Origin of the sequence: Rhodopila globiformis, from assembly GCF_002937115.1 — a bacterium.
In the GTDB taxonomy this organism is placed as follows: domain Bacteria; phylum Pseudomonadota; class Alphaproteobacteria; order Acetobacterales; family Acetobacteraceae; genus Rhodopila; species Rhodopila globiformis.
This window is the reverse complement of the sequence record NZ_NHRY01000243.1, coordinates 1-22177: the sequence shown is the minus strand read 5'-3', so window position 1 is coordinate 22177 and position 22177 is coordinate 1. Positions and strand designations below refer to the sequence as shown.

The following is a 22177-nucleotide window of genomic DNA, read 5'->3' as shown; positions in this document are numbered from 1 at the left end:
ATGCCTCAGCATGTTGTCATGGCCTCCAACGGCCGGCTCGTCATCCCGGCCGCCGTCAGGTCCGAGCTTGGCATGCAGAACGGCGGGAACTTTATCGTCCACGTCGAGGACGGGCAGATCCATCTTGAGCCCATCCAGGCGGCCGTTGCCCGCGCGCAGGCCATCGTCCGCCGCTACGTGCCGGAGGGCGTCAGCCTGGTGGACGAACTCACCGACGACAGGCAGCGCGAGGCCGAGGGTGAATGAGCCGGTCCTCGATGCCTCGGCGGTTCTCGCACTGCTGAACCGCGAACCCGGCCACGAGACGGTTTCAGCCGTCCTTCCGGCGGCGCTCATCGGCTCGGTCAACCTGACGGAGGTCATCTCGAAGCTCTGCGAGCGAGGCGTCCCACCCGACGCCGCAATGCAGGCGATCCAATGCCTCGGTGTGGAAATCGTCCCTCATTCAGAGGGGCTCGCGCTCCGTGCCGGGGCGCTTCGGCCACTGACAAAGGCCTTCGGGCTGTCGCTGGGAGACCGCGCCTGCCTTGCCCTTGGATGGGAGCGGGGCACGACCGTCGTCACCGCAGAGCGGCACTTGGACGATCGCGTGGAGGCAGCAGCCGAGGTGCGTATCCTGCGAATCCGCAACGCCGGGTAACGTTCGCCGCGCGTGCAGTCAGCGCCCGCATTTCGCGCAATAGCCCGGATCGAGGAAAGGACGTCCCGCGTCTATTGCCACGGGCCGATCCGGATAACCGCCGGAACCGGCTCGGGTGGAATCCGGATCTCCGGCACGCGATATCAGGTGCCGTCCGGTGCGCTGCGGATTACGCCATGACGCCGCGGCGGCTGCAGGCTACGCGCTGGCGGCGCCGGCAGCCAGCCGCAGCGTCATGGTCGTGCCCTCCCCCGGACTCACGTCAACCATCAGCGCGTCGCCGCGGGCTGCCGCCCGTTCGGCCAGAGTCCTGACCTGGCCCTGGCGCAGTGCCGCATCGGCTGCGGGCATGTCGTCGGTCACGCCGATGTCGATATGATCACCCTGCGCCACAGCGGTCACCAGCAGACGGCTGGCCGGGGCGGCGCGCAGGACGACGGCCAACAGATCCTCCAGCGTGTCGGCGAGCACATGGCCGCGCATCTGCGTCCGCAGGCCGGGACGCACCGCGACGTCGATCTTGACGAACTGGCTGGTGATGATCGGGGCCAGGCGCGCCAGCGCGACGGCAACCGCGCCGGCGACATCGTCACGTGCGGCGGCGGATGCGGCCGGATCGGCTACGGAATGGCGCGAACCGGCGACCGGGTAAGTCGTCCGCGGCGCAGATGACGGCGCCGAAGCGGGCTGCCGGCCGCGCCAGGTGGCGGCGGCAAAGATGATCGAGGCCGCGCTGGCCGCGACCAGATAGGTCATCCAGATCGTCTGCACGGTGCATGACTCGAAAGTGGTCGTGTTTTATACGGGCCAAATCTTAACAAACGGTAAACAACAGCGCGTGTAATCGCGGGTCAGTACTAAAAAGCAATTAGTCCGTGGCGGGGTGATCCGGATCGCTCAGGAAAGGAAACGGCCCGTCATAGGCCGACGTGTAGATAGTGTGAGAAACGAAGCCGGAGGCCTCGTCCCAGGCATGCAACTGAAACGCCGGTGGCTCGAAGTTGAACGCGCCGCTGGCGGCCGGATCGAACGACAGCTCGACCTGATGTGCCACCGACGGGGAAATCGATACGACCGCATGGGCGCACTGTCCGATGATCGGCCGGTGGTGGTGGCCGGCGATGATCCGCGCCACCTGCCTGTGCCGCGCGATCACGGCCCGGAACCGCTCGGCCTGCCGCAGCGCGATGTCGTCCAGGTGGACAAGCCCGGTCATGAACGGCGGATGGTGCATCGCCACCAGCGTCGGCTTCGACGGCGCGGCCGCCAGCGTCTGGTCGAGCCAGGCCAGCTGCCCCTCCGACAGCGCGCCGTGGTTGGCGCCGGGCACCAGGGTGTCCAGCATCACCAGACGAACCGGATAGTCGTCCACCACATACTGCACGAAGTCCGGATCGTCCGTGACATGCGGCAGGTGAGCCAGCCCCGTCCGCAGGTTCTCCCGGCGATCGTGGTTGCCCGGGATTACGTAGATTGGCAGCGACAGGGTGCGGCGCAGGATCGCCGCCACGTTCTCGTACTCGGCGGGAAGCCCGCAGTCCGTCAGGTCGCCGGTGATCACCACCACGTCCGGCCGCGGCGTGAAGCGCGCGACGACACGGCAGGCGCGCTCGGTCAGCATGTTGGTTTCCGACACGCGGTTGCAGGGGACCCCCCGCGGACGAACGTGCAGGTCGGTCAGCTGGCAGATCAGCATCACTCTCTTGGCTCCTCCGGCCGTGTCCGCTTGGTTTCCGACACGCGGTTGCAGGGGACCCCCCGCGGACGAACGTGCAGGTCGGTCAGCTGGCAGATCAGCATCACTCTCTTGGCTCCTCCGGCCGTGTCCGCGCCGTCGCGCCCCACGCGGCGGCATCAGCGCCTTGGTTCACTGGCCTTGCCTCCCCGACGTTGCCGGCGCCGGCCATGCCCGGCCGGACCGCCTGCCGGCCGTTCCGCCGGCGACGTTGTCCGGCGGCAACCATCCACGGGCGCGGGCGGGCTGGTCAAGCATTTCGCTGCTGTCCCGGCTGAAGGTGATCACCACCGGCAATCCCGGGTTCTGGCGCAGGGCATGCGCGCCGCCTATAACCCCGGCCGCTGCAACCGGAGTCGGACATGGGCGGTGTGCCAACGTATGCGGTTCCGCCGGGCTTCCTCGGCATCACCCGCCGCGATCCCGATGCGGACTACGTCGTCGCCGGCATCCCGATGGACATCGGCACCACCAACCGCGCCGGCACCCGCGAGGGTCCCGCCGCGATCCGCCGCGCCAGCCGCATGCTGACCGACGGCGAACACCCCGAGCACTGGGTCGAGCCGGCAAGCATGTCCATCGCCGACATCGGCGACTTCGACCTGGCGCTGGGCGACATCCCGGCCAGCCTGGCGGCGATCCAGTCGCAGGCCGGGCGCATCGGCCACCTGATCGCCCTGGGCGGCGAGCACAGCCTTACCCTGCCGCTGCTGCGCGCCCTGGCGCAGCGCCTCGGCTATCCGGTCGCGCTGGTGCATTTCGACGCCCACCTCGACACCTGGCCGGACAATTTCGGCCAGGCCTACGCGCACGGCTCGCCGTTCTACCACGCCCTGAACGAGGGCTTGGTCGATCCCCGTCGCATGATCCAGATCGGCATACGATCGCCTGTGCAGAAGACGGTGATGGACTGGACCCTGTCGCGCGGGGCGACGGTGCTGTCGGCCCAGGACGTCCACGCTGCCACCCCGGCCGCCGTCGCGGCGCGGATCCAGGAGGTCGTCGGCGATGTCCCGGCCTATCTGAGCTTCGACGTCGACGCGCTCGATCCGGCCTTCGCGCCGGGCACCGGCACGCCGGAAATCGGCGGCCTGGCGTCCTGGCAGGTGCAGGCGATCCTGCGCCGCCTGCGGCAGGTCCGCTTCGCCGGCATGGACGTGGTGGAGGTCGCGCCGGCCTACGACGTGGCGGAAATCACCGCTCTTGCCGCCGCCACCGTGGCCTGGGAATACCTGGCGCTGCTCGGCGCCTGACCTATGCGGCAGACGACTGGCCCAATCAGCAAAAATGCATAGCATCTGCCGGACCCTGGCCCCTATATGGGGACCTCGCCCTCGTTTTCGGGGGCGGTGACGCATCCGCACGTGCCGCGAGCCTTGGCCGGACAATCCCGGTGATGAGCACAGCAACGACGTAAACGCGTCCTTTTCGATGGACTCGGCCAACCGTGGGCCGGGGTCGTTTAGGAACACGCCTATGTCCGTCCGCACCCGCGCGATGCGAAGTACCACCAGCATCGTCTGACCCGAACCCGCAGCGCCGCCGCGCGCCGGTTCCGGTTTTCCCCGTCGTTTCGTCACGGCCGCGTCACTGCGCGTCCGAATGTTCGCGAGGATTCCCGCGATGTCTGTTGTTGCCCGTACCGCTTCGTTCCGCCCCCGTGCCGCCGTCTCGCCGCTTCGCCGCCAGGCCGCGGCCGCGGTCGTCCGCCGCCCCACCGTGGACCAGTTCATCGCCGCCGAGCGGCCCGAGGAACCGGTGCACTGCCTGCGCCCGGCCGTCATTGCCGCCAACGCCCGCACCTTCGTCGAGGCTTTCCCCGGCGACGCGCTGTACGCCGTGAAGTGCAACCCCGATCCGGCGGTGCTGCGCGCGCTGCATGCGGGCGGCGTGCGGCATTTCGACTGCGCCTCGCTGCAGGAGGTTCGCCTCGTCCGCGACATGTTCCCGGACGCGGCGATCCACTTCATGCACCCGGTCAAGGCCCGCGGCGCCATCCGCGAGGCCTGGGAACGCCACGGCGTGCGCGACTTCGTGCTCGACAGCGCCGAGGAACTGGCGAAGATCCGCGCCGAGGCCGCCGCCACCGGCCTGCCCGGGCGTCTGGGCCTGATCGTCCGCATCGCGCTGCCGAAGGGCGGGGCGCGGCTTGACCTGTCCGGCAAGTTCGGCGCCGAGCCCGAAGACGCGGCCGCCCTGCTGCGGGCCGCCCGCGGCTGCGCGGCGACGCTCGGGGTCAGCTTCCATGTCGGTTCGCAGTGCCTCGATCCGCTGGCCTGGCGCGCGGCGCTCGGCCTCGCCGGGCAGGTGATCCGCACCGCCGGCGTGGCGATCGACGTCGTCGACGTCGGCGGCGGCTTTCCCGTTTCCTACCCTGACCAGGAGCCGCCGGCTTTGGGGGCCTTCTTCGCCGAGATCGAGGAGGGGTTCGACCGCCTCGGCGTGCCCGCGGCGCGGCTGTGGGCCGAGCCGGGACGCGTACTGGTGGCCTCCGGCGCCTCGGTCGTCGTGCAGGTCCAGGCCCGCCGTGGCGCGATGCTGTATGTCAATGACGGCGTGTATGGCAGCCTGTCGGACGCGGGGGCGCTCGGCTTCCGCTATCCGGTGCGTATGATCCGCCCGGATGCCAAGCCGATCGGCGCGCTGACAGAGTTCTCGCTGTACGGGCCGACCTGCGACAGTGCGGATGTGATGCGCGGGCCGTTTGTGCTGCCGGCCGACGTCGCGGAGGGCGACTGGATCGAAATCGGCCAGCTTGGGGCCTATGGCGCCTGCCTGCGCACCGCCTTCAACGGCTTCGACCGCGCGCGCATCGTCGAGGTGGCCGATCGGCCGATGCTGGACGGCCCGGCCTGCGGCACCGAGTCGCTGCGCATTGCCGCCTGACCCGGTATATTCACACCCGTAAGGACCAATGACCCCGTAGTAGGCACGTTACCGGTTAGCCGGTAACGCCGCATGCTCGTATTTGTAAGGGTATTCGATCAATGAAACACGTCGCTTTCGGCGGCCGCCTCGTCATGCTCGGCTTCGGCAGCATTGGCCAGGGAGTCATGCCGCTGATCCTCCGCCATATCGACATGCCGCGGGAGAACATCACCATCGTGTCCGGCGACCCGCGCGGGCAGGACATTGCCGCGGAATACGGCATCCCGTTCACCGTGCTGCCCCTGACGCGCGACAATTACCGCGACGTGCTGACCCCGCTGCTCGGCGCCGGAGACTTCCTGCTCAATCTGAGCGTGGACGTCTCCTCGGTCGCGCTGATCGCCTTCGCCCGCGAGCGCGGCGCGCTGTACCTGGACACCTGCATCGAGCCCTGGGCCGGCGGCTACACCGATCCGTCGCTGACGCCGTCGCAGCGCTCCAACTACGCGCTGCGCGAGAGCGCGCTGGCCCTGGCCGGCGAGCCCGGCCCGACGGCGGTGCTGACGCACGGCGCCAATCCCGGCCTGGTGTCGCATTTCGTCAAGCGGGCGCTGCTGCACATCGCGCGCGATACGGGTGTCGAGACGGATGTCCCGGCGACACGGGCGGGCTGGGCGGCGCTGTCGCGCGGCCTGGGCGTCAAGGTGATCCACATCGCCGAGCGCGACACCCAGCTCGCATCGATGCCCAAGCAGCCGGGCGAGTTCGTCAACACCTGGTCGATCGACGGCTTCGTCGGCGAGGGCTGCCAGCCGAGCGAACTGGGCTGGGGCACGCACGAGAAGGTCATGCCGCCGGACGCGCGCCGCCACGAGTTCGGCTGCGACGCGGCGATCTACCTGCTGCGCCCGGGCGCCGGGACGCGGGTGCGCACCTGGACGCCGCTGGCCGGCCCGCTGCACGGCTTCCTGGTCACCCACAACGAGTCGATCTCGATCGCCGACTACTATTCCGTGGTCGAGGCTGGCACGGTGCAGTACCGCCCGACGGTACACTACGCCTATCACCCCTGCGACGACGCGGTGTTGTCGGTGCATGAACTGGCCGGATGCAACTGGCGGCAGCAGCCGACGCAGCGGCTGATGATGGACGAGATCGTCTCCGGCATCGACGAGCTGGGCGTGCTGCTGATGGGGCACGCCAAGGGCGCCTACTGGTACGGCTCGCGGCTGTCGATCGAGCAGGCCCGCGCCCTGGCGCCGCACAACAACGCCACCAGCCTGCAGGTGACGGCGGCGGTGCTGGGCGGCCTGGTCTGGGCGATCGAGAACCCGCGCGCCGGCGCCGTGGAGGCCGACCACCTGGATCATGAGCGGGTGCTGGCGGTGGCCGAGCCTTATCTGGGCGACATGGCGGGCGCCTACAGCGACTGGACCCCGCTGCTGGACCGCGGGCTGCTGTTCCCGGAAGCCGTCGATGCGTCGTGCCCCTGGCAGTTCGGGAATTTTCGCGTGGGGTGACGCGGCCCCATAGGCGCTGACTTCAGGGGGAACCGGGCATGGTCGTCTCCCTATCGTCATGGCCGGGCGCGTCCCCATGCGTATCAGGATAGGGCGACGGTTGGAGAAGGATTTGGTGCCCGGTCCGTTGCCCCTCCGTCATGGCCGGGACGCGCCCGGCCATGACGGAGGGGCAACGGACCGGGCCCTGTTTCTCTAAGCCAGCGCCGATGCGGACGAGCCGGGCCATGACAATAAGGACGCGCCGTCGCCCGGTCTCATCCGGCCTGCGGTCTGCTGTAGCGCCAAGGACGACGGCACCGGGCATCGGGCGGTGGCTGAAAAATAACCGGTTATTGCGCCGGTTAACCGCTTGTTAGGCGCCGTCGTCCATAAAGGCTGGATATGCCGGCCGCCGATGGCCGTCAGGTCCGGAATCCTGTCCGTCGTGAACCACCGCGTGAAACCAGAGACAGAGGCCAAGCGGGACATCCTGACCGGGTTGTCCCGCGCCCTGACCGCCCTGTCCGCCCGGATGCAGGCGCAGCAGGACGCCGCGCTGAAAATCACGACGCTGGCCGTGCGGGCGGAACGGATCGCTGAGCGGTCCTGGCAGCTGACCGACGGCCGGGCTCCGCTGTCGCGGCGCGACGTCGATGCCGTGGTCGCCGACGTGAAGGCCTTCGCGGCCGACGTCGCCGCGGCGGCGAAGCGCGCCGGCGAGGAGGCGCTGCTGGGCCGGGAGGTCGCCCAGGCCATCGGCGCGCATGCCGAGGACATCGCCCGGCTGGCGCGGGACATCGATACCCTGGCGGATGCGGCCGCCGTGCGCGCGCGGCTGCGGCCGTTGTCGCAGACGCTGGCGAGCGTGCCCGAGCGGATGAAGGCCAATGCCAGCACCGTCAAGGAGGTCAACCGGATCGCCGATCTGGCCGGCGACCTGGCGGAGCGCAGCGATCGGCTGGCCGCGGGCGGTACCGCCGCGCATCGCGAGGCGGTGGCACTGTCACGCGACCTGCGCCATTTCGCCGAGGAGGCGACCGCGATCTCGCTGGAAATGACTCGCGGATCGGCCGTCGCGGTGAAGGCGATCAACGATATGGCGGAGCAGACGATCGGGCTGTCGCTGGGCAAGCCGGTGCCGGACAAGCCGCCGTCGGCACAGGAACGGATGCAGATCCTGGTGCAGGAGGCGAAGCCACCCCGCGACGAGGTCTGGGTCAGCACCACCAAGCGGCAGGACTCGCATCAGATCAAGGGAGCAACGGTCTGGAGTGGGGCATCCGCCAGCAAGCGATGACGGGCGGCACCGGCAACCCGCCGCCGATCCAGCACCGGGTTGTCATCTCTTGCCGCCGCAGGAAGCCGCGCCGCTACTTGCCGCGCAACGACGGCGCGATGTCGTCAATCCCGGCGGTATCGCCTGCGTCCACCGCCTGCCGGCAACTGTCCAGCGCCGCCTGCAGCATCCACGCCGCTGCCGCCCGGTCCACCGCCTCGGCCCGCTTCGCCCGCGTCAGATCGGCTTCCTGGATGAGAAACCGGTTCACCGCAGCGCTCGACAGCCGCTCGTCCCACAGCGCCGCCGGCAGGCCGATGGCGTCCGACAGGGCGTGCGTCCAGTCGCGCGCCGCCTGCGCCGCCGGGCCGGCGGTGCCGTCCATCGACAGCGGCAGGCCGACGACCAGGCCATAGACGCCTTCGCGCAACGCGATCGTCGCGATCTCGGCCGCGTTCGCCTTCAGCTTGCCCCGCTTCAGGCTGCCATAGGGCGAGGCCAGCCGCCGCCGCACATCGGACAAAGCGAGGCCGATGGTCTTGCTGCCCGGGTCGATGCCCAGCACGCGCTGGTCGCCGCCGAGCGACGCCAGCAACTCCCTCAGGTTGAATACCGCCATGCGCGTCGTTATGGTCCCGCCCTCTCGTCCAGCCAAGGAAATCCCATCGCATGTCGCTCGATCACGCGACCGTCCGCCGCATCGCCTCGCTCGCCCGCATCCGGGTGGAAGAGCACGAGGTCGAGAACCTGCGCAATGAACTCAATGGCATTCTCGGCTGGATCGAGCAGTTGAACGAGGTCGACGTCACCGGCATCGCGCCGCTGACCGGCGCCGCCACCATGGCGCTGGCGATGCGCGAGGATGTCGTCACCGATGGCGGATATCCGGACAAGATCCTGTCCAACGCCCCCGAACGGATCGGGAATTTCTACGCCGTGCCAAAGGTTGTCGAGTGATGCTGACCGACCTGACGATCGCCGCGGCCCGCGACGGGCTGCGGGCGAAGGACTTCTCCGCCGAGGAGCTGACGATGGCGCACCTGCACGCCATCGAGGCGCTGAACCCGCGGCTGAACGCCTACATCACCGTCAGCCATGCCCGGGCGCTGGACCAGGCCCGCGCCGCCGACGCCGCCCTTGCGGCCGGGGAAGGGCGGGCGCTGACCGGCATCCCGCTGGCGATCAAGGACCTGTTCTGCACCGAGGGCGTGCGCACCACCGCAGGCAGCAAGATGCTGGGCCCGTTCGTGCCGCCCTACGAAAGCACCGTCACCGCCAACCTGCTGCGCGACGGCGCGGTGTTCCTGGGCAAGGCGAACCTGGACGAGTTCGCCATGGGCTCGTCGAACATGACCTCGGCCTATGGCCCGGTGGAGAACCCGTGGAAGCGCAGGCAGGACCAGGCTGCCGTGCTGGTGCCGGGCGGCTCCTCCGGCGGCTCCGCGGCGGCGGTCGCGGCGCGGCTGGCGATGGGGGCGACGGGAACCGACACCGGCGGCTCGATCCGCCAGCCGGCCTCGTTCTGCGGCCTGGTCGGGGTCAAGCCGACATACGGGCGCTGCTCGCGCTGGGGCGTGGTGGCGTTCGCTTCGTCGCTGGACCACCCGGGGCCATTCGCCCGCACGGTGCGCGACGGCGCCATCCTGCTGGGGTCGATGGCCGGGCATGACCCGAAGGATTCCACCTCGGCCCCGGTGCCGGTGCCGGATTTCGAGGCTGCCTGCGCCCGCGGCGTGAAGGGATTGCGCATCGGCGTGCCGAAGGAATACCGCTCGGACGGCATGCCGTCGGAGATCGAGGCGCTGTGGCAGCAGGGCCTGGACTGGCTGCGCGCCGCGGGGGCCGAGATCGTCGACGTCTCGCTGCCGCACACGAAATACGGGCTCGGCACCTACTATATCGTCGCGCCGGCCGAGGCGTCGTCCAACCTCGCCCGCTACGACGGCGTGCGCTTCGGCCTGCGGCAGGACGGCAAGGACCTGCGCGACCTGTATGAACGCACACGCGCCGAGGGCTTCGGCCCCGAGGTTCGCCGCCGCATCCTGATCGGCACCTATGTGCTGTCGGCGGGCTACTACGACGCGTATTACCTACGTGCGCAGAAGATCCGGGCGCTGATCCTGAAGGACTTCACCGACGCCTTCACCCGGGTGGACGCGCTGCTGACCCCGACGGCGCCGTCCGCCGCTTTCGCCCAGGGCGAGAACATGGACGACCCGATCAAGATGTACCTGAACGACGTGTTCACCGTGCCGGCCAACCTGGCCGGCGTGCCGGCGATCTCGATCCCGGCCGGGCTGGACGCCAACGGGCTGCCGCTCGGGCTGCAGGTCATCGGCAAGCCGTTCGACGAGGAGACGGTGTTCGCCGTTTCCGCGGCGATCGAGCAGGCAGCGGGGTTCAGCGCGCTGCCGCAGGTGCGGGCCGGGGGCTGACGCCCCACCCCGCAGGGATGGACAGCATTGGCGTTAAATCAGGTCTGGCTGTTGCTTCATCGTCATGGCCCGGCTTGTCCGGGCCACCTATTCCAGCACTGTGCCGCGACAGGTGGCCCGGACAAGCCGGGCCATGACGGAATGGCAAGCATCGTGCCGCCGCGCCGCTATTCTAACGCCAATGGGCCCTGCGCCCGCCATGACGATGAACACGCGCCGTCGTCCCGTTCCAACCGGCCTGCGGTCTGCCGTCATCCTCCCGGAGAACGTCTCCGCACGAAACCATCCACTTCGCCGGTTGCGCGCACACGCACCGCGACCATAGGCGGTGTCACACGTTGAAGCGGAACAGTAGCACGTCGCCGTCCTTGACCACGTAGGCCTTGCCCTCGACCCGCATCTTGCCGGCTTCCTTGGCGCCCTGCTCGCCGCGGCAGGCGACGTAGTCGTCATAGGCGATGGTTTCGCAGGCGATGAAGCCGCGCTCGAAGTCCTTGTGGATCACGGCGGCGGCCTGCGGCGCACGGGTGCCCTTGGTGATCGTCCAGGCGTGGGTTTCCTTCGGGCCGCAGGTGAAATAGGTCACCAGCTCCAGCAGGTCGTAGCCGGCGCGGATCACCTTATCCAGGCCGCTCTGCGTCAGGCCCAGGCCGTCCAGGAATTCCCGGCGGTCCTCCGGCGGCAGCTGCGACACCTCGGCCTCGATCGCGGCGGAGACGACGATCGTCGGGGCGCCCTGTTCCGCGGCCCAGGTGCGCACCCGCTCGGAGAACGCGTTGCCGCTGGCGGCCGAGGCTTCCTCGACGTTGCAGACGTACAGCACGGGCTTGGAGGTCAGCAGCTGCAGGCGGCGGACGGCTTCCTCCTCGCCCGGCGGGATGGCGGTGCGGGCGGGCTTGCCTTCCTGCAGGGCGGCAACCAGGGGCTCCATGATGGCGATCGCGGCGATGCTCTCCTTGTCGCCGCCGCGGGCGCGCTTCTGCGCCTGGGTCAGCCGGCGTTCCAGGCTTTCCAGGTCGGACAGCATCAACTCGGTTTCCACCACCTCGATGTCGCGCAGCGGGTCGATCGAGCCTTCGACATGGGTGATGTCGCTGTCCTCGAAGCAGCGCAGCACGTGGATGATGGCGTCCACCTCGCGGATGTTGGCCAGGAACTGGTTGCCCAGGCCCTCGCCCTTGGACGCGCCGCGCACCAGGCCGGCGATGTCGACGAATTCCAGGCTGGTCGGGACGATCTTCACCGACTTGCCGATTTCGCCCAGCACCTCCAGGCGCGGGTCGGGCACGGCGACGCGGCCGACATTCGGCTCGATGGTGCAGAACGGGTAGTTCGCCGCCTGCGCCGCGGCGGTCGCGGTCAGGGCGTTGAACAGGGTGGACTTGCCGACGTTCGGCAGCCCGACAATGCCGCAGTTGAAACCCATCAGCCGTTATCCTGTGTCAGCAATGCGACTCTGGTCATGAAATCCGCCGGCTTGCCCTGCGCCAGGAACGGCGCGGCATCCGCCACCGCGTCCAGCAGCGTCTCCAGCCACGGCTTGTCGGCCTTGGCGAAATCGCCCAGCACGTAGCCGAGCACCCGCTCTTTCGAGCCGGGATGGCCGATGCCCAGGCGGACCCGCCAGTAGTTCTGCGTCCCCAGCATCCGGTCCATGCTGCGCAGGCCGTTGTGCCCGGCCGCGCCGCCGCCCTGCTTGACCCGCACCTTGCCGGGAGCAAGGTCAAGCTCGTCATGGAACGCGGTGATCGCCTCGATCGGCAGCTTGTAGAACGCCGCGGCCTCCTGCACCGACTCGCCCGAGGCGTTCATGTAGGTCAGCGGCTTCAGCGCCAGGATCCTGTGGCCGGCGATGGTGCCTTCGGCGGTCACGCCCTTGAAGCGCCGCCGCCACGGCGAGAAGCCGTGGCGGGCGGTAATCGCATCGAGGGCCATGAAGCCGATGTTGTGGCGGTTGGCCGCCATCCCGGGCTCCGGATTGCCGAGGCCGATCCAGAGCAGGGTCACGATGATCAGCCCTTCTTGGCCGCCGCCTTGGCGGGGGCCTTCGCGGGCGCCTTGGCACCGGCGGCGGGAGCCGCGCCAGCGGCGGCGTCAGTGGCGGCGACCTCGATCTTCGTCGGCGGCACGACGGTGGCCACCACGAAGTCGCGGGCGATCACCGGCTTGACGTTCTCGGTGCCCTTCAGGTCATGCCAGCGGACGTTGTCGTTGAAGTCCAGCGGGCCGAGGTCGGCGGTGAACTGCTCGGGGATATGGTCCGAATCGCAGTACACCTCGACCGCATGGCGGACGACGTTCAGCACGGCGCCGCGCTTCAGGCCGGGGCTGATGCCGTCGTTCTCGAAGTGGACCGGCACCGCAACCTTGATCTGCTGGCCGCCGACGAGGCGCTGGAAATCGACGTGCTCGGGCGCGTCGGAGACCGGGTGGAACTGCACGCCGCGGATCAGCGCGCGGATCGGTTCGGCACCGGTCTGGATCTCGTACAGGCGGGACTGCCAGCCGGCCCGGTGCAGTTCGCGGATCACGACGCGGGGGTCGAGCGCGATCAGGCTGGGTTCCTGCTTACCGCCATAGATGACAGCAGGCACCTTGCCTGCCCGCCGGGTCGCGCGCGCCGCCCCCTTACCGCTTCGCGCGCGTACCTCGGCCTCGATGGTCACAACGTTGGCCATGATATGCTCCTGAATGACAAACGCCGGCCTCCAGGGGTGCCGGCGCGGTGGGGCGTTTAGCGGATGAGGGAGGCAGGGGCAAGGGTTTATGCCGGGTCGGGGGCGTTAAGGGGGTGTTAAGGAAGGGGGTTTAGGAGCCGGGGTGTGTGGTGTGCGGCATGATCCAAGATGCTCCGGCGTGACTTCCAGAGGCTCGCACTTGCGCGCGTGGCGGACGCAAAGGTGTTGTTCGCCGCGGGACGATACGACGCGGCGTATTACCTGGCGGGGCTGGCGGTCGAGTGCGCGCTGAAGGCACGGGTTGCGCAGGCGACGATACGGTATGAGTTTCCGGACCGACGGACGGCCGAGAGGGCGTTTACGCACGATCTGAAGAAGCTGCTGGAACTGGCATTGCTGAAGCGGGAACTGGAACAGGCACCGCTGTCTGTCCAGAAAAACTGGGATGTGGTTTCCACCTGGAGCGTCGAAGTGCGATATGGGTCAGGAACCGATGCGGATGAATGTCGGAAGCTTCTGCATGCGGTTGCTGAACGTGGAGGCATTTTGCCATGGCTGAAACAGTGGTGGTGATGGCACCGCTGACCCGGAAGATGATCGAGCAGGGCGCGGCATTCGTGCGCGCCCTGGAACAGGACGACGTGACGATCCTGGCTGCCTTCTGGTACCTTGAGGCGGAATTCGGCCGGTGGCGCCTGTTTATCGCAACGCCGGATATCGGCAGGATCGGCTGGCAGGAATTGTATGGGAAAGCCCATGTCATCCTGGACAGGTTTGCGCCGGAGCCAGCCTTCAAGACATACGATGTCGGTATCCTCGGGCCGAACCGCCGGATTTTCCAGACTGTCTCCGAAGTGGTGACGACAGGGCCCGAACTTGGCGGGGAGCGGTTCACCAACCAGATCGCCAATGGTGAGCTTGTCGATGACATCTATGTGTACAAGCAGACGATCGAGCCGCCCCCCAAGCCGGGCCGGCGCCGCCGCAAGGCGGCCTGAGCGGTGTGCCGCAAGGCGGCCTGAGCGGCGTCCGGATCAGGCCGCCTCGAACACCGGCAGCGTCAGCCCGTCCTTCACCGCCTCGAACGCCACCTGCACCGGCATTCCCACCCGCAGGTCCGCCGCCGCGAGCCCGCGTGCCCGGGCATTCATCCGCACGCCTTCCGGCAGGTCCACGGTCAGCAAAATATAGGGCAGGTCGCCCTTGAAGCCAGGATGGAAGGCGTAGTGCGTGACCGTCCAGCTGTGCACCGTGCCCTTGCCCGAGGCGTCGATCCAGTCCGCGTTCATCGACCAGCAGGCGTCGCAGACCGGACGAGGGTAGTGCCGCACCTTGCCGCAATCGGCGCAACGTTGCAGGCGCAGCCTGTGTTCGTTCAGCCCGTCCCAGTACGGCTGGGTATCGGGCGTCGGCGACGGCACCAGCTTGTCGTAGGCGTCCATCGCTCAGGCCCTCCGCATGATCGCGAGCGCGCCGTCGCCCATGTCGCCATAGCCGGTGACAAGGCCGATTTCCGCGTCCGGCACCTGCGCCTCGGCCTCGCCGCGCAACTGGCGGGCCAGTTCGACGATGTGGTTCATGCCGGCCATGTGCGCCTGAGACAGCAGGCCGCCATGGGTGTTCACCGGCAGCCGTCCGTTCAGGCCGAGCGCGCCGTTCTCGACGAACCCGCCGCCCTCGCCCTTCTTGCAGAAGCCAAGATCCTCAAGCTGGCACAGGACGATGTAGGTGAAGCAGTCGTAGATCTCCGCCACGTCGATCTCGCCGTGCGTCACGCCCGCCATGGCGAAGGCTTTCGGCGCCGCCTTGGCGAGACCCAGCGTCGTCAGGTCCGGACGCTGCGTGATGGCGGACGGCGAATCCGGATGCCCCTCGGCCACGCCCATCACCATAATCGGCCGCTTCGCCAGGTCGCGCGCGCGGTCCGGCGCGCTGATCACCACCGCCGCGCCGCCGTCGCTTTCCAATGAGCAATCCAGCAGCCGCAACGGTTCCGAAATCATGCGCGAGGCCTGGTGGTCCGCGATGGTGATCGGCGTCCGCATGGTAGCGTTGCTCTGCAGCGAGGCGTGTTGCCGCGTCGTCACCGCGATCTCGGCGAACTGGCGCGACGTCGTGCCGTACAGTTCCATGTGCCGCCGCGCCATCGGGGCATAGAGCTGCGCCGGGGCGATGGCGCCGAGCGGCATCTCGAACTCGCCGATGACGCGGAACTGCGGCATCTGTTGCACCCGCGTGCCGATACGGCCGCCGGAATAGCCGGTGCGGCCGAGCGAGAGCAGCACGTGCCGGCAGATCCCCGCCTGGATCACCGCCAGCGCGCACTGGATCGATGCCACCGCCGAGGCGCCGCCCATCGGCGTGGTGGCGGAAAGCCGCAGATCCCTGATGCCGAAGTTGGTAATGAAATCCTCGGCCACCGCGCCATGGCCATATGGGATCAGGCCATCGATGTCCGACGGCTTCAGCCCGGCATCGCGAACCGCGGCCAGCGAGGCTTCCAGCTGCAGCGACAGCGGCGTGCGGTCGGTTCCGCGCAGATATTTCGTTTCACCAACGCCGGTGATGGCGCCTGCTTCGCGCAGCGACATGGGGCGGCTCCTGTTCCCTGGACCGCCCCAGGTTCGGTCAGCCGAAGCCGATCGTCAAATCCACCCGGGCTGCCATCCGCAACGAGTCGCCGGCGGGAGGTGGATCGCCCGGCCATGACGAGCGAGCAACGGAACAAGTCCGGCCAGGGTTGCACAGCCACCCTATCCCAACTCGCACCCAATCTCCTCCCGCGTCCCAAAAACCTTATTCAAATCGGTGATATTCTCCGGCAGCGTCGCATCTACATCGAAATAATCCCAGCGATCGGCGAGCTTCGCCTTTACCGTCACCGCCAGGTTCCGCGCCAGCATCTGGTGATCGAACCGGCGATAGCCGTAAGTCAACGGACCGGCCTGCACCTTCCACGCTTCCAAGGCCTCGATGATCGCCATCGGCCCGGTCGAACGCGCCGCGTCGATCGATTCGAATAGGGAACGGGCGGCGATCCAGCCCATCCACGCACTGTCCGCCGGGGGCTTGCGGTATTTCTTTGTATAGGCGGCGGCAAATGCCTGTTCCTCGGGCGGATTGGCGGGATTCCTGTAATACCACATCGTGGTGAACGTTCCGGTCGCCGCTTCCGGACCAATCGCCCAGATGTCGGTATCGCCGATGGCGATCTCCATGAATGGAATCCGCCCCTTCATGCCAAGTGCGTTCCACTGCTTCAGGAACGTGGACAGGTCCTCCGCGGGCAGGCCGCCCACCACCACATCCGGCCGCGCCTCGCGGATCTTCAGGATAAACGAACTGAAATCGGCCGTGTTCTGCGGCACCTCGTCCGCGCCGATCTCGGTCCCGCCGGCGGCTTTCAGCAGGGCGCGGGAGGTGCGCAGGATGTCCTGCCCGAATGCACAGGACGCGGTGATGTGGTACCAGCGCTTGCCGCTTTTCAGCGCATACGGCGCCAGCATGCGCTGCTGCACGACAACCGGCGTGTTCAGCCGGAACGTGTAGCGGTTGCAGTTCTTTCCGGTGATATCGGTCGCCGCGGCATTGTTGCAGACGAACGGGATCTGCAACCGCGCCGCGGTGGCTTCCTCGGCCAGGGCGTTCGACGACAGCGATCCGCCCAGCACAGCGCAGACCTTGTCCTCCTGCACCAGTTCCTGCATGGCCTGCATCGCCGCCTGTGGCGTTGGCTCATCCAGCCAGACCAGCTCGGCCGGCCGCCCGGCGATGGTGTTGCCGCGTTCGTGCATCGCCAGGAACGTACCGTTGGCGAGATAATCCGTCTGCGTCGCGATCTGCCCGGTCTTGGCCAGCAGCAGGCCGATGCGTATCGGCTCCACCGCGCGCGCAATGTGCGGCGCGGCCAGCGGCGCAGCGGCCAGGGCGGCGGCGCCCAGCAGGGCCTTGCGGCGCGGAACGAGCAAGCCGGACGTATCCTGTGTCATTCCGTTCCTCTTGTAATTCCTGTCCGGGCCGGACGCCGCATCGCCTCATGCGCGCAAACCGGCACCCGGCCGTCGTTTCGCCTGCGCCGCCAGGCGGACCGAGGCATTCGCCGCGCCATACTGCCGGTAGCCGCCGATGCGCTGCACGATCTCGAAGAAGAACCGGTCATCGAACGGATGGGTGTAGGCGTGCAGGAAATCGCCTGCCTCGTCGCGGTCAAACAGGATGTTGTGCGCCTGCAACATGGCCACGTGGGCGTCCGCCAGGCCCCATTTAGCCGCGATGTCTTCGTAGTAGTTCCCAGGGATCGGCAGAAACTGCGCGCCGCGCGATTCAAGCTGCACCACCGCGTGCTGGATATCCGGGCTCGCCATCGCAATGTGCTGCACCCCGGCGCCGGAGAAGGTGGTCAGGAACCGGCCCGTTGCCGTTTCCCGGCTTTCCGAGACGTTCAGCGGCAGCCGGATCGTCTGCCCGGCGCTGGTCATCGTCCGGCTCTGGATCAGCCCCATCGCGTCGGGGATTTCCCACAGCGGCTCCGGCCTGAAGCCGAACAGCGCGCGGTAGAACAGGACGAAATTGTCCATCCGTCCCACCGGCAGCGCCTGCGCCACGTGATCGACCGCGTCCAGCAGCGGCGCGGGGGCGGCGTCCCCGAACATCTGGAAATCGACGTCATAGATCGTGGACCCGTCGGCGGCCGGCTCCACCAAGTAAAGCAGCGTGCCGTCCGGCGCCCGCAGCGCCGCGATCTGCCGCTCGCCGGGGCCGGTGCGCTCGCGCCATTCCGGGCAGAGCAGCGCCTCGGCCCGGCGGACCGCGCGCTGCGCGTCGTCCACCCGGAACGCCATGGCGCAGACCGAGGGACCGTGGAAGTGGAAATGCTCGGCCGCGGCGCTGTCCTGCTCGCTGTTCAGGATCAGGTTGATCCGCCCCTGGCGGAACAGATCGACGGATTTCGAGCGGTGCCGGCCGGCATAGTGGAAGCCGAGAGAGCGCAGGGCCTCGCCAAGGCGACGGCCGCTGTCGTCATCGACGGCGAATTCCAGGAACTCGATGCCGTCGCAGCGCGGCACGTCGGGCAGCGTGGTCGCGCCGGCCTCGGCCTCCACCAGCAGCAGCGAGCGCAGCCCGTCGCGCGCCATCAACCGGGCGGGGGCGGCGCGGAACTCGTCGTTGAAGATTTCCAGCGACAGCGGGCCGCGATAGCCGGCCGCGATAAGGTCGCGCACGAAGGCGGCGACCGGCAACTGTCCCTGGCCGGGGAAGTTGCGGAAATGCCGACTCCAGGACAGCACGTCCATCGACAGCTTCGGCGCGTCGGCCAACTGGGCGAAGAAGATCTTCTCCGCCGGCACCATCGGCAGCGCCGACAGGTCATCCCCCAGCGCCAGGGTGTGGAAACTGTCCAGGATCAAGCCGAGCGCCGGGTGGCCGGCCACCGCCACCACCTGCCACGCATGCCGCCAGGTGCTGATATGGCGCCCCCAGGCCAGCGCCTCGAACCCGACGCGCAGGCCGCGGCGGTGCGCGCGTTCGGCGATTTCCGCCAGGTCCGCCGCGGCCCGCTGGTCGTCGCCGATGGCCGCCGGCGAGACGTTGCTGCACACCAGCAGCAGGTCGGTGCCGAGTTCCTGCATGACGTCGAACTTGCGCTCCGCCCGGTCCAGGTTGCGGGTGCGCTGCGGCTCCGGCATCGACTCGAAGTCGCGGAACGGCTGGAAGCAGGTGATCGCCAGGCCCAGGCTCTCGGCCAGGTAGCGCACGTCCCCGGGCGTGCCGTCGAAGGTCAGCAGGTCGTTCTCGAAGATCTCCACCCCGTCGAAGCCGATGGCGGCGATCGCCTCCAGCTTTTCCGCAAGCATGCCGCTGATCGAGACCGTCGCGATCGACTTCGGCAAGGGCGCCATCAGACCTCCATGAAGACTGTCTCGTTGTCCCCTTGCAGGCGGATGTCGAGGTGCCAGGCGCCGGGCGCGACCGGTTGGGCGATCAGCGTCCGGCGCCGGGCCGCGTCCTCGATCAGCGACAGCACCGGGTCGGTTTCGTTCAGAGGCTCATCCTGGAAATACAGCCGGGTCGTCAGCGCCTGCAGCAGGCCGCGGGCGAAGATGGTAATGGCGATGTGCGGCGCCTGCTGTGCGTTCCCCACCCCCGCGACCGGCCCCGGCTTCAGCGTGATGAAGCGGAAGGCGCCGGTGCCGTCGGTGCGGCAGCGGCCATAGGCGGGGAAGTCGGGCGAGGCCGGCGGGCTGCTCTGCCAGATCTCGATCGCGGCGTCGGTCACCCGGTCGCCGGCGCCGTCGGTGACCGTGCCGGTCAGCACGATCCTGTCTCCGGCCGCGCCGAACCGGGTCAGGTCCGCCCAGGATGCGTCCTCGATCAGGTGCCAGTATGGGCCGATGGTCTGGTTGGCGGTTGCGACGGCCATCTCAGGCCTGCTCGATTGGCGTGGCGTTGCGGCCGCGCAAGACGAAATCGAACCGGTAGCCCAGCGCCCGGGCCGGCGCGGTGATGTCGAGGTCGAACCTGGCGATCAGCCGCTCCCGCGCCGCGGGGTCGGGCACCGACAGGTAGATCGGGTCGAGCGCCAGCAACGGGTCGCCGGGGAAATACATCTGGGTGATCAGCCGCTGCCCGAAGCCGGTGCCGAACAGCGAGTAGTGGATGTGGTTCGGGCGCCAGGCGTTGTAGTGGTTGCCCCAGGGATAGGAGCCCGGCTTGACGCTGACGAACTGGTACCAGCCGTCGGTATCGGTGAACACCCGCCCCTCGCCGTGGAAGTTCGGGTCCAGCGGCGCGTCGTGCTGGTCACCCGGATGGTCGTAGCGGCCGGCGGCGTTGGCCTGCCAGATCTCGATCATGGTGTTCGGGACCGGCCGTTCGTCCTCGTCGATGACGCGGCCGCGGACGATGATGCGCTCGCCCAGCGCGGGCTTGCCGGTGGCCATGGACAAATCGGCGATCGGCGGGAAGCGTGATTCGGCAAATATTGGGCTGGTGGTTTCCGTCACGCCCTGCGGGATGCGCAACAGTGGCCGCGTCGGATGGCGTAGGCGGGTGCTGCCATACTCCGGCGTGTCGTTCGGCGGCTGGGATCCGGCGGTCATCGGCCGGAAAGGCGCGGTGTTTGTTGTCATGTTTCCTCCTGTCCCGGCGGGTGCCGGCGGGTTCATCCCTGTGGGTGAACCGGGTAGTGCCTCTGCACAGAGGTTATGACCGGTTGCCCAGCCCGCCCCGTTGCACATGACGTTGAATAGGCAATGGGGTTTCGACGGCCGAAAGGCGACTAAATCTGGGAACGAAGGTTCTTTTTGAGGGTTTGCCGCCGCTACATGTTGAGGTTGTGACCAAGCTGGATCGGCCCGACATCTCCGAACCGTTCCGCCAACGCTCAACCTATCGAGATCACTGTCCAGAGGTACTAGTTAGTTACGCACGCACCAACAACGGCGAAAACGCTGCGGCATCTTCAAATACCTGCGCGTGCGCGACCACCCGGACACGCTCAAGCGGAATCGGTACCGCCTGCTGGAACGCTTCTGTCCTGGACGGGAGCGCTCCAGCTCATAGTTCGCGAGCGATGGCATCAGCTAGGCATCGTAATCCGATCAGGCCGACGGTGGCTTGGTGTCGTGAACAGGAGGCCCGTCAGAAGAGATAAAGGGCTTCGCATCGCACAGGATCTTCACCCGATGATTGGAATCAATACCATCAGACCTATGAAGAGCCGGAATTGGCGAGCCTCAATCGTCGAGCCTTCCAGGCCGTTCGCTGCGCGGAATCAGCCCGCTCTGCCGTCAGGGTCCGCCGCCACGTAATATCACGGCCCATGACACGAGGCGGAGCCTGTTGGCCATCGTTAGCAAGCCGTCGCGCCATAGGTCCTTCCGCCGCTCCGTAATCTCCGCGAGCGCCAGGGCGGCCAGCGGCACTCCGATAAAGACCATTGTGCGTGTCGGCCACGCGGTAACCGGCCAAGGCGAGACCTCAGCAACAAAGATTATTAACGGCATATGAAACAAATAGAGCGAGAATGATGCCCCGGCCAACCATCCGATCGGACGGCCAATGCGGCGCGCCACCGGGAGAAGGGCGTCACTGGCCAGATGCAGGCCAAGGATGTTGATGCCGACCATCAGGCTGAGTAGCAGGTAATGCAGGTATGAGTGCATGTCCGCTAAGGTCAGTTCAAGCGGCTGGTAAATGGGGACCCCGACCGTCTCTAACGCTGCGATGGCAATTAAGGCAACAGTCGAGGTCAGCCATAGTACCAAGCCAGTGCGCGTGTAGCTGCACGGGACGCGGATGCTCACCCGATAGCATGTAAGCCCAATGAGCCAGGATGCAAACATAAGGGCTATCTTGGGACCGAAGACAGCCAGCAGCAGAAGGGCGCCGATCCAGTTCCAGGGGCGCCGCCCAAAGTGGACGATTCCGAAAATCAGGTAGTAGGGCACCTCAAAGCCCAGCGACCAGTAAGGCCCGTTGGTCCCTGGAAAAAGATGACCACTCCAAACCTCACCCAAAAACGCCACGCCCAAGGGGAAGGAGATCGCATCACGAGCGGCAGTCCAATGTGTGAGTATCGATGTTGATTTTCCAAAGTGGCTACTGAGGGAATCCAGCATCAACGTCAGAAGTAACGCTGGCACGGCAACTGAGTAGATCCTGGCCGCGCGGTGCAAGGCATAGGTGCCCGCGTCAGTCTCACGGCGATGGGTGACATAGGCGATTACAAAGCCTGAAAGAACAAAGAATACCGTGACAGCATCCTGACCGTAAGGATTGATCTGCCAGAGCAACCCGCCAGAAAATTCTCTCATGCTGGCATGGGTAAGAAATACCAGGCTCCTCGCTATTTCGGATGGGTGGCCCGCACGCAGAGGTTGAGTGTCTGGGAGCGCTTGTCGGCCAAGCGCTGGCTAGCCACGAAGCCGAATTTGGTTTGACGGCATCTGGCGCAGACGGGGGTTTGCGCATAACGCGCTGTCTGGCATGGCTTGGGAACGAACCGACCGGAGCCATCATCCATGCGCGATACCGACCTGTT

The 22177-nt window shown here is 67.6% G+C and carries 23 protein-coding genes; 10 read left to right on the top strand and 13 right to left on the bottom strand.

Going from position 1 to position 22177, the window contains the following annotated elements:
- Together CCS01_RS24580 and CCS01_RS24575 are read left to right on the top strand one after the other, a co-directional pair.
- Positions 1–246 carry an AbrB/MazE/SpoVT family DNA-binding domain-containing protein gene (locus CCS01_RS24580; RefSeq protein WP_104521405.1) on the top strand — a complete coding sequence of 82 codons (246 nt, stop codon included), beginning with the start codon at positions 1–3 and terminating at the stop codon, positions 244–246.
- Positions 239–640, top strand: coding sequence for a type II toxin-antitoxin system VapC family toxin (locus tag CCS01_RS24575; RefSeq protein WP_104521404.1), 402 nt, complete (start codon positions 239–241; stop codon positions 638–640). Before CCS01_RS24580 ends, CCS01_RS24575 begins: the two co-directional genes overlap by 8 nt.
- Positions 641–838: 198 nt before the next feature.
- Here the strand turns inward: CCS01_RS24575 and CCS01_RS24570 are convergent, their stop codons facing one another.
- Positions 839–1411: an ATP-binding protein gene (locus tag CCS01_RS24570; protein WP_104521403.1), complete on the bottom strand. Its 573-nt coding sequence runs from the start codon at positions 1409–1411 to the stop codon at positions 839–841.
- Positions 1412–1508: 97 nt separating this feature from the next.
- Positions 1509–2336 carry a phosphodiesterase gene (locus CCS01_RS24565; protein WP_104521402.1) on the bottom strand — a complete coding sequence of 276 codons (828 nt, stop codon included), beginning with the start codon at positions 2334–2336 and terminating at the stop codon, positions 1509–1511.
- 401 nt (positions 2337–2737) lie between these two features.
- Here CCS01_RS24565 and speB point away from each other — a divergent pair, with 401 nt between their 5' ends.
- From speB to CCS01_RS24540, 4 genes are all read left to right on the top strand, one after another.
- The gene (gene speB, locus CCS01_RS24560; protein WP_104521401.1) at positions 2738–3628 is read left to right on the top strand and encodes an agmatinase; all 891 of its coding nucleotides are present in this window, start codon (positions 2738–2740) and stop codon (positions 3626–3628) included.
- 370 nt (positions 3629–3998) lie between these two features.
- Positions 3999–5261, top strand: a complete 1263-nt coding sequence (locus tag CCS01_RS24555; RefSeq protein ID WP_104521400.1) for a type III PLP-dependent enzyme — start codon at positions 3999–4001, stop codon at positions 5259–5261.
- A 101-nt stretch (positions 5262–5362) separates the two neighbouring features.
- A complete protein-coding gene (locus tag CCS01_RS24550; protein ID WP_104521399.1) occupies positions 5363–6763 on the top strand; it encodes a homospermidine synthase in 1401 nt (466 codons plus the stop codon).
- Between the two features lie 439 nt (positions 6764–7202).
- Positions 7203–8042, top strand: a complete 840-nt coding sequence (locus tag CCS01_RS24540; protein WP_146101946.1) for a Rossmann-fold NAD(P)-binding domain-containing protein — start codon at positions 7203–7205, stop codon at positions 8040–8042.
- Between the two features lie 73 nt (positions 8043–8115).
- Here CCS01_RS24540 and ruvX read toward each other — a convergent pair whose 3' ends face one another.
- A complete protein-coding gene (gene ruvX / locus CCS01_RS24535; RefSeq protein WP_104521396.1) occupies positions 8116–8640 on the bottom strand; it encodes a Holliday junction resolvase RuvX in 525 nt (174 codons plus the stop codon).
- Between the two features lie 50 nt (positions 8641–8690).
- Between ruvX and gatC the strand changes: the two genes are divergently transcribed.
- Positions 8691–8978, top strand: a complete 288-nt coding sequence (gatC, locus tag CCS01_RS24530) for an Asp-tRNA(Asn)/Glu-tRNA(Gln) amidotransferase subunit GatC (RefSeq protein WP_104521395.1) — start codon at positions 8691–8693, stop codon at positions 8976–8978.
- Positions 8978–10456 (top strand): Asp-tRNA(Asn)/Glu-tRNA(Gln) amidotransferase subunit GatA, encoded by a 1479-nt coding sequence (gatA, locus tag CCS01_RS24525; RefSeq protein ID WP_104521394.1) that lies wholly within the window; start codon positions 8978–8980, stop codon positions 10454–10456. The genes gatC and gatA overlap by 1 nt, the downstream gene beginning before the upstream one ends.
- Positions 10457–10787: 331 nt before the next feature.
- Here gatA and ychF read toward each other — a convergent pair whose 3' ends face one another.
- Genes ychF through CCS01_RS24510 form a run of 3 tightly spaced genes read right to left on the bottom strand, consistent with a single transcriptional unit; the run spans position 10788 to position 13134 of the window.
- The gene (gene ychF, locus CCS01_RS24520) at positions 10788–11882 is read right to left on the bottom strand and encodes a redox-regulated ATPase YchF (RefSeq protein WP_104521393.1); all 1095 of its coding nucleotides are present in this window, start codon (positions 11880–11882) and stop codon (positions 10788–10790) included.
- Positions 11882–12457 (bottom strand): aminoacyl-tRNA hydrolase, encoded by a 576-nt coding sequence (pth, locus tag CCS01_RS24515; protein ID WP_408887508.1) that lies wholly within the window; start codon positions 12455–12457, stop codon positions 11882–11884. The genes ychF and pth overlap by 1 nt, the downstream gene beginning before the upstream one ends.
- A gap of 11 nt (positions 12458–12468) precedes the next feature.
- Positions 12469–13134 carry a 50S ribosomal protein L25/general stress protein Ctc gene (locus CCS01_RS24510; protein ID WP_104521391.1) on the bottom strand — a complete coding sequence of 222 codons (666 nt, stop codon included), beginning with the start codon at positions 13132–13134 and terminating at the stop codon, positions 12469–12471.
- 168 nt (positions 13135–13302) lie between these two features.
- On the opposite strand from CCS01_RS24510, the gene CCS01_RS24505 reads away from it, so the two are divergent.
- Entirely contained in the window at positions 13303–13707 is a 405-nt protein-coding gene (locus CCS01_RS24505) for a HEPN domain-containing protein (protein WP_104521390.1), read from the top strand.
- Entirely contained in the window at positions 13686–14132 is a 447-nt protein-coding gene (locus tag CCS01_RS24500) for a hypothetical protein (RefSeq protein WP_146101945.1), read from the top strand. The genes CCS01_RS24505 and CCS01_RS24500 overlap by 22 nt, the downstream gene beginning before the upstream one ends.
- 36 nt (positions 14133–14168) lie before the next feature.
- Here CCS01_RS24500 and CCS01_RS24495 read toward each other — a convergent pair whose 3' ends face one another.
- The 7 genes from CCS01_RS24495 to CCS01_RS24465 all read right to left on the bottom strand — a co-directional run bounded on the left by CCS01_RS24495 (position 14169) and on the right by CCS01_RS24465 (position 21974).
- Positions 14169–14576 (bottom strand): Zn-ribbon domain-containing OB-fold protein, encoded by a 408-nt coding sequence (locus CCS01_RS24495; RefSeq protein ID WP_104521388.1) that lies wholly within the window; start codon positions 14574–14576, stop codon positions 14169–14171.
- A gap of 3 nt (positions 14577–14579) precedes the next feature.
- A complete protein-coding gene (locus tag CCS01_RS24490; protein WP_104521387.1) occupies positions 14580–15725 on the bottom strand; it encodes a thiolase C-terminal domain-containing protein in 1146 nt (381 codons plus the stop codon).
- 162 nt (positions 15726–15887) lie between these two features.
- The gene (locus tag CCS01_RS24485; protein WP_104521386.1) at positions 15888–17123 is read right to left on the bottom strand and encodes an ABC transporter substrate-binding protein; all 1236 of its coding nucleotides are present in this window, start codon (positions 17121–17123) and stop codon (positions 15888–15890) included.
- Between the two features lie 45 nt (positions 17124–17168).
- A complete protein-coding gene (locus tag CCS01_RS24480; RefSeq protein ID WP_104521385.1) occupies positions 17169–19034 on the bottom strand; it encodes a bifunctional sugar phosphate isomerase/epimerase/4-hydroxyphenylpyruvate dioxygenase family protein in 1866 nt (621 codons plus the stop codon).
- Positions 19034–19555, bottom strand: coding sequence for a protocatechuate 3,4-dioxygenase subunit alpha (gene pcaG, locus CCS01_RS24475; RefSeq protein WP_104521384.1), 522 nt, complete (start codon positions 19553–19555; stop codon positions 19034–19036). The genes CCS01_RS24480 and pcaG overlap by 1 nt, the downstream gene beginning before the upstream one ends.
- A gap of 1 nt (position 19556) precedes the next feature.
- Positions 19557–20264 carry a protocatechuate 3,4-dioxygenase subunit beta gene (pcaH, locus tag CCS01_RS24470; RefSeq protein ID WP_239992380.1) on the bottom strand — a complete coding sequence of 236 codons (708 nt, stop codon included), beginning with the start codon at positions 20262–20264 and terminating at the stop codon, positions 19557–19559.
- 660 nt (positions 20265–20924) lie between these two features.
- The gene (locus tag CCS01_RS24465; protein ID WP_275112955.1) at positions 20925–21974 is read right to left on the bottom strand and encodes an acyltransferase family protein; all 1050 of its coding nucleotides are present in this window, start codon (positions 21972–21974) and stop codon (positions 20925–20927) included.
- Positions 21975–22177: the final 203 nt, after the last annotated feature.